At 40.4% G+C, this 9981-nt stretch carries 6 protein-coding genes; 3 read left to right on the forward strand and 3 right to left on the reverse strand.

Annotated elements, in window-relative coordinates; translation table 11 throughout:
- Positions 1-3: 3 nt before the first annotated feature.
- From AABI99_RS11080 to AABI99_RS11090, 3 genes are all read left to right on the forward strand, one after another.
- Positions 4-1530: an efflux RND transporter periplasmic adaptor subunit gene (locus AABI99_RS11080; protein WP_338365820.1), complete on the forward strand. Its 1527-nt coding sequence runs from the start codon at positions 4-6 to the stop codon at positions 1528-1530.
- A complete protein-coding gene (locus tag AABI99_RS11085; RefSeq protein WP_338365821.1) occupies positions 1527-4649 on the forward strand; it encodes an efflux RND transporter permease subunit in 3123 nt (1040 codons plus the stop codon). The genes AABI99_RS11080 and AABI99_RS11085 overlap by 4 nt, the downstream gene beginning before the upstream one ends.
- A gap of 179 nt (positions 4650-4828) precedes the next feature.
- Positions 4829-5284 (forward strand): hypothetical protein, encoded by a 456-nt coding sequence (locus tag AABI99_RS11090; RefSeq protein ID WP_338365822.1) that lies wholly within the window; start codon positions 4829-4831, stop codon positions 5282-5284.
- 41 nt (positions 5285-5325) lie between these two features.
- Here the strand turns inward: AABI99_RS11090 and AABI99_RS11095 are convergent, their stop codons facing one another.
- The 3 genes from AABI99_RS11095 to AABI99_RS11105 form a co-directional block, all read right to left on the reverse strand.
- Positions 5326-6813: an exopolyphosphatase gene (locus AABI99_RS11095; protein ID WP_338365823.1), complete on the reverse strand. Its 1488-nt coding sequence runs from the start codon at positions 6811-6813 to the stop codon at positions 5326-5328.
- Positions 6806-8893 (reverse strand): polyphosphate kinase 1, encoded by a 2088-nt coding sequence (gene ppk1, locus AABI99_RS11100; RefSeq protein ID WP_338365824.1) that lies wholly within the window; start codon positions 8891-8893, stop codon positions 6806-6808. Before ppk1 ends, AABI99_RS11095 begins: the two co-directional genes overlap by 8 nt.
- 175 nt (positions 8894-9068) lie before the next feature.
- Positions 9069-9575 carry an ACT domain-containing protein gene (locus AABI99_RS11105; protein ID WP_338365825.1) on the reverse strand — a complete coding sequence of 169 codons (507 nt, stop codon included), beginning with the start codon at positions 9573-9575 and terminating at the stop codon, positions 9069-9071.
- Positions 9576-9981: the final 406 nt, after the last annotated feature.

The raw sequence follows: 9981 nt of genomic DNA on the forward strand, positions 1-9981 counted from the left end.
ACAATGAAAACTAAACTAAAATACCTTGTAGCGCTGCTTGTTGGTGCCACGTTAATGTTTATTGCTAATCGCTGGTTGATTGATGACACTGTTCACTTAGCCACCCCCGCTGATAATAAAAAAGCGAAGCCGCTGTATTGGGTTGCGCCAATGGACAGTAATTATAGGCGCGATGAACCAGGGTTATCGCCAATGGGAATGGAATTGGTGCCTGTGTACGCAAACGCTGAAAACGACAGCCCAGGTACTATAAAAATATCGCCTGAAGTGGTTAATAACCTAGGCGTTAAAACCAGTAAAGTGCAAGTTAAAACACTGCAAAGCAATATTAATACAATCGGTTATGTGCAATACAATCAAGATCAGTTAACCCATATTCATCCCCGCGTAGAGGGCTGGGTAGAAACCTTATTTGTAAAAGCGCAAGGGGAGCCAGTTAGTGCTGGTGAGCCTCTTTACACGCTGTATTCGCCTGAGCTAGTGAACGCGCAAGAAGAGCTTTTACTTGCAATAAATAGAAAAAACAGCGTATTGATCCGCGCAGCCAAAGCGCGTTTAGAGTCGCTAAATGTGTCTGATAGCTTTATTGAGCGCCTAGAAAAAAACAAAAAAGTGATGCAAAACATTACATTTTACGCACGTCAAAGTGGTGTGCTTGATGAGCTTAATATACGCGAGGGCTTTTATGTTAAGCCTGGCACCTCAATGATGAGCATCGCTAAATTAGATCAAGTATGGGTAGAGGCAGAAGTATTTGAGCGCCAAGCAGGGTTAGTGAGTAAGGGGCTACCCGTCACAATGACACTTGATTACATGCAAGGTAAGCAGTGGCAGGGCGAAGTAGATTACATTTACCCAGCGCTGAATGCTCAAAATCGCACTTTACGAGTAAGGCTACGTTTTGAAAATACCGCAGGGCTACTTAAACCTAATATGTTTGCCCAAGTAAGTATTCACACACATAGTGACTCGCCGCAAATAGTTATACCTAAGCAAGCGCTTATTCGAACAGGTGCACAAAACCGAGTAGTACTTGCCTTAGAAGGTGGGCGCTTTAAGTCTGTGGCAGTAAAAGTAGGGCTAATTAGCCAACATGAGGTGGCTATTCTATCGGGCATTAGCAAAGAAGACCATGTTGTGACTGCTGCGCAGTTTTTAATAGACTCTGAGTCGAGTAAGGACTCAGATTTTAAGCGTATGAGCGCACCAAACACACCCTCCATGCCTGACATGAAAATGGACCAGGCTGCGCCGGTTCAAACAGCGACTGTTATGGGTACTATAAATAATATAGACTCAGCGCAGCGAGTTATTAATATTAGCAGAGAGGCTATTGCTAAATGGAATAGAGGGCCTGCGACCATGGACTTTATACTGGCTAAAGAGCTTGATATTAGTGCGCTTTCCCCTAATCAGCAGGTTCATTTTACGTTTAGTATTATTGAGGGCGAATTTGTAATAAACAACATTGCTCAGCACCCTACTGATAATGACGCATCTCATCACTCATTGCATGAGGAGTCATTATGATAGCTGCTATTATTCGCTGGTCGGTCGTTAATCGTTTCCTCGTATTGTTGCTGAGTATTATTGTATTTGGCGCGGGTATTTTTAGTGTTAAACAGACGCCCGTTGATGCGCTTCCTGATTTATCAGATGTGCAGGTTATTGTTAAAACCAGCTACCCAGGCCAAGCGCCCCAAGTGGTGCAAGACCAAGTTACCTTCCCGCTTACTACAGCAATGCTGTCTGTGCCAGGGGCTAAAACTGTGCGTGGTTTTTCGTTTTTTGGCGACTCGTATGTGTATATCATTTTTGATGAAAATACTGATATTTATTGGGCTCGAAGTCGTGTGCAAGAGTATTTAAGCCAAGTAGAAAGCCGTTTGCCAAGTAATTCAAAAGTGCAGCTGGGCCCTGATGCAACAGGAGTCGGTTGGGTATATTTATATGCGTTAGTCGATAAAACAAACCAGCTTAATATCAGTCAGCTGCGTAGCTTACAAGATTGGTTTTTAAAATTCGAACTGCAAAGTGTTGAAGGTGTATCTGAAGTGGCCGCTGTAGGTGGCATGATAAAGCAGTATCAAGTGGTTGTAGACCCCATTAAATTACGCGCTTATGGTCTTCCTATTAGCTTAATACAAACCGCAATTGATCAAGGTAATCAAGAAACGGGCGCTTCAGTCATCGAAATGGCTGAAGCCGAATACATGGTAACCAGTACAGGTTATATCAAAAGTGTCGCCGATTTAGAGGCCATTCCATTGGGAATTAACGCTCAAGGAAGTGCATTACAATTACGAGATGTAGCAGATGTACGCTTAGGCCCACAAATGCGACGCGGCATTGCAGAGCTAAATGGCGAAGGCGAGGTTGCAGGTGGTATTGTGGTGATGCGTTATGGCGAAAACGCTCAAGAAACAATTACTAGGGTAAAAGCAAAGCTTGAGTCATTAAAACAAGGGCTACCTGAAGGCGTTGAGATAATTCCGGTTTATGATCGTTCCACGTTAATAAAAAGTGCGGTCGATAACCTAAGCAAAAAGTTATTCGAAGAGCTCATTATTGTTGCCTTAGTGTGTGTGGTCTTTTTATTCCATGTGCGCTCATCGCTGGTGGCTATTATAACCTTGCCTATGGGTATATTAATGGCTTTTATTGTGATGTATTGGCAAGGTGTAAATGCGAATATTATGTCGTTAGGCGGGATTGCTATTGCCATTGGCGCGATGACAGATGGCGCTATCGTAATGATAGAAAACATGCACAAACATATGGAAAAAACGCCACTAACCAAGCAAAACCGTTGGCAAATAGTAACTAAATCGGCCACGGAGGTCGGCCCAGCGTTATTTTTTAGTTTACTCATTATTACCGTAAGTTTTATGCCTGTATTTATTTTAGAGGCGCAAGAAGGGCGCATGTTTGCCCCGCTTGCTTATACAAAAACGTATGCCATGGCAGCCTCTGCCGGCTTAGCGATAACCTTAGTACCTGTGTTAATGGGTTACTTTATTCGGGGTAAGGTTATTTCTGAGCACAAAAACCCTGTAAACAAAATTCTAGTTGCAGGGTATAAACCACTGTTAGCCACGGTGCTTAAATTCCCAAAAAGTACGTTGTTCGTTGCATTAATAGTTACGGTTATTGGCTTTTATCCGGTAAACAAAATAGGGAGTGAGTTTATTCCTTTATTGGATGAAGGCGACTTAATGTATATGCCAACAACTTACCCAGGGCTTTCTATTGGTGAAGCACGAAAAATTTTACAACAAACAGACAAGCTCATAGCCTCAGTGCCAGAAGTAAAAACGGTCTTTGGTAAAATTGGACGCGCTGATACCGCTACCGACCCCGCACCACTGACAATGATTGAAACTTTTATTCAGTTTAAACCCAGATCGCAGTGGCGAGAGGGCATGACTAAGCAAAAAATTAGAGCAGAACTTGAGAGTTTAGTGGCATTACCAGGCCTTACAAATGCGTGGGTCATGCCAATAAAAACACGTATCGACATGCTAGCTACCGGCATTAAAACGCCTGTGGGTATTAAAATTGCGGGCCCGAGCTTGCAAGAAATTCAAAACATTGGGCAGCAAATAGAGCAATTGCTAAAGGATGTGCCTGGTACAGCGTCAGTGTATTCAGAGCGTGTGGCCACAGGACGGTATATTAAAGTAGATATAAACCGCGAACAGGCGGCACGGTACAATCTAAATATAGCGGATATACAACAGGTTGTAGCCACTGCAATTGGTGGTTCAAACGTGACAGAAACGGTTGAAAGACAGCAGCGCTACCCGGTAAATTTACGCTACCCGCAGAGTTTTCGTGCTTCGCCTGAAGATTTAGAGTTGTTACCTATTATTACTCCATTAGGACAGCATATTGCACTTGGTGATGTTGCTAAAGTATTTATTGAAGAGGGCCCCACCGGCATTAAAAGTGAAAACGCGCGCTTAAATGGGTGGAGCTTAATTGATATTAAAGACACTGATATTGGCAGTTATGTAGCACAAGCTCAGCAAGTGCTTGATAAAAACTTGCAGCTACCTGCTGGTTACTCCATTACCTGGGCTGGGCAGTTTGAATACATGCAAAGAGCAAAAGCAAAGCTTAGTTATGTTATCCCGCTTACGCTCGCGATTATTGTTATATTGCTCTACCTTAATTTTAAATGCATAAGTGAAGTGCTGATCATTATTGCGACTCTTCCCTTTGCTATGGTGGGCGGGATTTGGCTCATGTACTTTGAAGGATTTAACTTTTCGGTGGCAGTAGGTGTAGGGTTTATTGCGCTGGCTGGCGTTGCTGTAGAAATAGGCGTCATAATGCTTGTATATTTAAACCAAGCTTATACAGAGCAACGCCAACAGTGTGAGCAAATTGGGGTCGCTTTTAACTTACAAGCGTTACAAAGTGCGATTGTGCAAGGTGCAGGGCTAAGAGTGCGCCCTGTGATGATGACGGTAGCCACCATTATTGCTGGCTTATTACCGGTTTTATACGGTACCGGCACTGGCAGTGAAATAATGAGCAGAATAGCTGCCCCTATGGTAGGGGGGATGCTAAGCGCAATTATACTTACGTTACTGGTTATACCTGCGGTGTATTTACTGTGGAAAAAGCAGCATATTGCACAATAGGGCTAGGGATAATGCAACTTTGTATTGCCCTATAAAAATTACCCGTGTTTTGTAACTTGTACCAAATAATTGGCCTTACTCATCCTTATTTTGTTTTAATGCATTGTTTTCAATTAAGTTTATGTTGGCATGATTTACGCAAACCTTACTCTATACAGTCAACTTAGTAAGGAATGCACATGCAAGTTAAAACAATTAAAGAAGTGTACGATTGGACCGTTTTATTTCACACGCAAATGGCGGCAAATTTTTACAGCGTTAAGGAGTTACTCGATGAACGTAACGCTATGCTAGTGGACTATTATCTAGATTACGAAAAAAAGCTGGCTGAAGATTTAGTTGGCTTTAAAGCAATTACTGAAATCAACACATTAGATACATACAGCTACGAGTACTTTGCAGACAACCCTGAGCTGATTACGTTTAACGATATAAGTAAAGACCAAGAGTTTGATGAAAAGGTAATTCAAAACTACCTCTCTGAGCAGCATAAAAAAGTAATCGAACTTTACGAGTACTTATTGGAGCGGGCAGAAACCGAAAACGGAAAGGAAAAGCTTGAGCAGATTTTAGAACTGGAAAATCAGGGCATTAAGCAAATGATGCAAAGCTCAAACCGCCATATGGATATGTAAGCCTAACAAATAAAAGCTCGCTTTAGGCGAGCTTTTTGCTGCTAAACGCATTCAAACTCAATCCCCGCTTTTCTGAGGTAGAGTTGCTCCTGCGCTAAATCAGCTTGAAGAAGTGTATGTTCTTGCAAATAGCTATTTTTAAATTTAATAAATAACCCTAAGTTGCTCGCGCTTATTTCCATATCTGGCTTTAAGCTCACTTGGCGTTTTTGATTAAATAAAATAGCTAAGCGTAAAATAACAATGAGTTTAAGTACATGCTTTTGCGAAATAGTTAAAAACTCTGGCAGTTCTGCAAGTTTAATTTTTTTACGGTAAAAGCGTATGAGTGAGCTTAGTATAAGTTGCTCTTGCTGAGTAAAACCGGGTAATTGACTATTTGCAACTATATAAGCGCTATGTTTATTAATTCCTGATGAGTTAATTGATAAACCAATCTCGTGTAACTTTGCTGCCCACGTTAGTAAAGCAATATCGTCGTTATTGTCTAAATGCCATACATTTTTTAACTGTTTATACAACCAAATAGCCGTATCAGCCACGCGTACTGCATGTGCTTTATCGGCGGTATAACGTTCACTTAAATTATTTATTGTGTTTGAACGTATGTCTTTATCAGCCAGCTTTTGCTGCATTTCGTGCAGCAACCCTTCACGCAATGAAAAATCGCTGTAGGTAAGTTCTTTAATGGCAAACTCAGTGAATATCGCAATTAAAATAGCCAAACCGCCACATATGCTTTGCTGGCGTTCAGGCGTAAGCCCTTCAATAGCTAAGTTATCAATATGTTTAGCGCTAATAAATTGCTGCTTTAAGGTGAGTAAATCGTCGTAAGTAATATTTGGCTGCTGCGGATTTGTAGCGCTTATCATTGCTAAAATTGATTTGATGGTGCCTGAGGTGCCAATGACCGTTTGCCAATTTTCGCTTACATAGTTAGAAAAAATGGCTTCAAGTTCTTGCTCGGCTCTTATTTGCGCTTTGTTAAAACGTTTGGCTGTTATTTTTCTATCGCTAAAAAACTGCTTTGTGAAACTAACGCAGCCCATATTACGGCTAGATAAAAGCTTATGCTTAAAATGTTTCCCTATTATAAGCTCGGTACTGCCACCGCCAATATCTATCACTAGGCGGTTTTCTTCGTTATGAATGTAATGTGCAACGCCCTGATAAATTAAGCGTGCTTCTTCTTGGCCTGCAATTACATCAATATGAAAAGGAAACACAGCGCTAGCTTGGGCTAAAAAGGCGTTAATATTTTTAGCTCGCCTAAAGGTGTAGGTAGCTGCTACCTTTACATTATTTGCGGGGAACTCATGTAAGGTTTTAGCAAATTGCTTTAACACAACAAGAGCACGCTCTATTGCTGCTTGGCTTAAGCGAAATTTATCATCTAAGCCATCGGCTAAAAAAACGCGCTGTTTTTCTTTGTGAAGAATTTGCAAAGTGCCATTTACTTCGCGGGCAACCACTAAATGAAAGCTGTTGGAGCCTAAATCAACTGCGGCTATTGAAGGGTGATCATTCATTATAATATGTGTGTTCCCATTTTTTTAGGTAGTCGTAAATTGCTATCTGAGAGCGTATTTTTTTACGGTTACCCCGTCTTACATATGCGTTTTTTTGTTCGCTATCTATAATGCGTGCTTTAGTACGGTCTTTAAATTGCAGCTCTAAAATATCAACTATAAGGCGTTTTAACTTAACATCCAAAATAGGCACGCCTACTTCAACGCGGTGATCTAAGTTTCGGGTCATCCAGTCGGCAGAAGAAATATATACTTTTTCATCGCCGTTGTTACCAAACACCATGACCCTAGGGTGCTCTAAAAAGCGGTCAACAATACTAATTACTTTAATATTGTCGCTAAATTTAGCAACGCCTGGAATAAGAGAGCACATACCACGTACAATAATTCTAATTTTAACGCCCATTTGACCAGCTAGGTAAAGCCTGTCTACCAGCTCTTTGTCAACGAGGTTATTTACTTTTACGGTGATTTTGCCTAGTTTATTATTTTTTACATGCTCAATTTCACTATCAATTAAATTAAGCAGCGTTTCTCGGGCGTTAATTGGCGAAAGCATTAAGTAGTCAAACTTAAATGGTTTATAACTATTTTCTATAAATCTAAATACGCTGTCGCTTTCTTCACAAATACCTGTATGGCGAGTAAATAGGCTAAAGTCTGTGTAAATTTTGGCTGTTTTTTCATGGAAGTTACCTGTGCCAATATGCGCGTATTTAACTATTTGACCTTTTTCTTTACGGTGCACCACACATAATTTACTGTGCACTTTTAGTGCGGGTATACCAAAAATTACTTTAATGCCTGCACTGCTTAGCACTTTTGCCCATTCAATATTATTTTGCTCGTCAAAACGCGCTTTTAGCTCAACCATAACGGTTACTAATTTACCGTTTTTAGCAGCATTAATGAGCGATGAAATCAGCCTAGATTTACTTGCTACACGATAAATATTAACCTTTATTTGCGTAACTTTAGGGTCGAAGGCCGCTTGGCGTACATACTCAAGTACATGATTAAATGTATGATAAGGGTAGTAAAGTAAAATATCTTGATCGCTAATGGCATCAAATACACTGGCATGTTTTCTAAATGCACTACTTTGTAATGCTGGAAGGGGTTTGTTTTCTAAATATTGCCGTCCTACATTAGGAAACGCTATAAAGTCTCTAAAGTTACGATAACGCCCCCCGGGGATTAACGCATCATTATGAGTGACCCCTAGGCGCTTTTTCATAACTTTTAGCATGCTTTCAGGTATGGCATTATCGTAAACCAACCTTACCGGCTCAGCATAAACACGCTGTTTTAACCCTTTAGACATTTTATCAAGCAAACCGGCTTCTAGTTCATCATCTAAATTGTACTCTGCATCACGGGTCAGCTTTATTGCATAGCCTGCAATGCTGTTATACGAAAAAAAGCTGCTAAATACATCGTTTAAAAAGTAAGTGATGACATCATCGAGCATCACAATAGTTTTATGGCGGCGCGTTTTTTCTGGGGGTAGGTTTATAAAGCGATCAACCCTGTCGGTGGGAACCTCCAGCATGGCGTAATAACTCTTCTCATCACTCATTTCTACGAATAAGTAGGTCATAGTATCGTTTATATAGTCAGAGTAGTCTTTGTTCTCGTTTAGTAAAATAGGGGAGGTATGCTGCAGAACGTGCTCATTAAAGTAATTTTTTAACCAGTCTAAATGAAATTCGCTTAACTCGTCAGGGCGGCTAACATGAATATTATGATGATTTAGGTCGGTTAGTACCTGCTGATGTATGTGGTTAAATTTTTTTCCTAACTGCAGAACTTTTTTTTGTATTTCGCTAAGCAGTATTTCATCTTCTTCAAAGTTAGCATCGGGGAGTTTATTTAATAAAATTCGGCGTTTCACGTCAGCAACACGCACTCTAAAAAATTCGTCTAAATTGTTAGAAAAAATACCTAAAAACCGCATGCGCTCAATAATTGGATTACTTTTATCTTTTGCCTCTTGCAGTACACGCTCGTTGAAAGACAGCCAACTTAATTCTTTAGCAAAATATTCAGTCGTTTTTGGAGGGGTTATATGTGCATTCATATCTATTCCGTTATTAGGATATGCTTTAAATTTAATGTGGGGCTATGCGTGCGCCTATAAGGTTTACAATGTAAAAAGCGATAAAAGTGATAATCAGCCCTTTTTAGTTAAACATACGCCCGTTAGATGACATAAAAATGACTACCATGTCATTTTTATGTCAACGGCGTTTGGGTTATGCCTCTTCAATATCAACAATTAAATCGCTGGTGATTGATTCAAGCGCATCAATTACCTCTTCTTTATTCATACCACTGGGTAATGTAACGGTGGCCACAGCACTAAAAATAGGCACGCCCCAATTTGGCGCGCTTTGCTGTCTTGAGTTTAAATGCGTGATACTCGCCCCTTTGTGGCGTATCACACTTGCCAACTCCTGAACAATACCTGGGCGGTCATTGCCAGTAATGACAAAGTTTATTTGTTCTTTGTTGTTTGGCTCTACCTCTGTGTTGCCGGTTTCTATGCGTACGTCGAGTTTAGGTAAAGCATTTAATGCCTGTTGTAATGCTGCTAAGTGCTCCTGAGCCACTTCGACTTGAATAATACCTGCAAAGTGACCAAGTAAATGACTCAAATTACTGCTCAGCCAGTTACCCTTATTTTGTAAGATAACCGATGAAATGCTCTCTACTAACCCTGGGCGGTCTTGCCCTAAAATGGTGATCACCAACTGCTTCATAAATAGCTCTCTTTAGCCTGAAAATATAATTGCATAGGCATTAATTGGTTAAAACGTTCTATCAGTGTAGTGGATAATATCGACTCATGAAAACTGATAAGTTTTTGTTTATTATTTGTTTGTTAATCGTTAAGTTTTGTGTGCGTTTATGATTGATTTTTTGTCTTGTATGGTGTTGTTTCAACTATCTATACATACATTGAGTATTGTATGCGTTAAATTGTTTGTCCAATAAAAGCACAAATTAGTTCCAATGATTAGGGCGCTTTATTACTTGAATCGTTCAATTCCAAGTTTGGCACATTGCGATGCCGAAAGGGAGGAGACCATTTCATCGTTGATCTTTGATGGTTGAATTTGCAGCAGTATGTTTGGTTTTTAGGCAAGGCAGAGCCTATGAAGTGTG

Origin of the sequence: uncultured Pseudoalteromonas sp., assembly GCF_963922945.1 — a bacterium.
Taxonomy (GTDB): domain Bacteria; phylum Pseudomonadota; class Gammaproteobacteria; order Enterobacterales; family Alteromonadaceae; genus Pseudoalteromonas.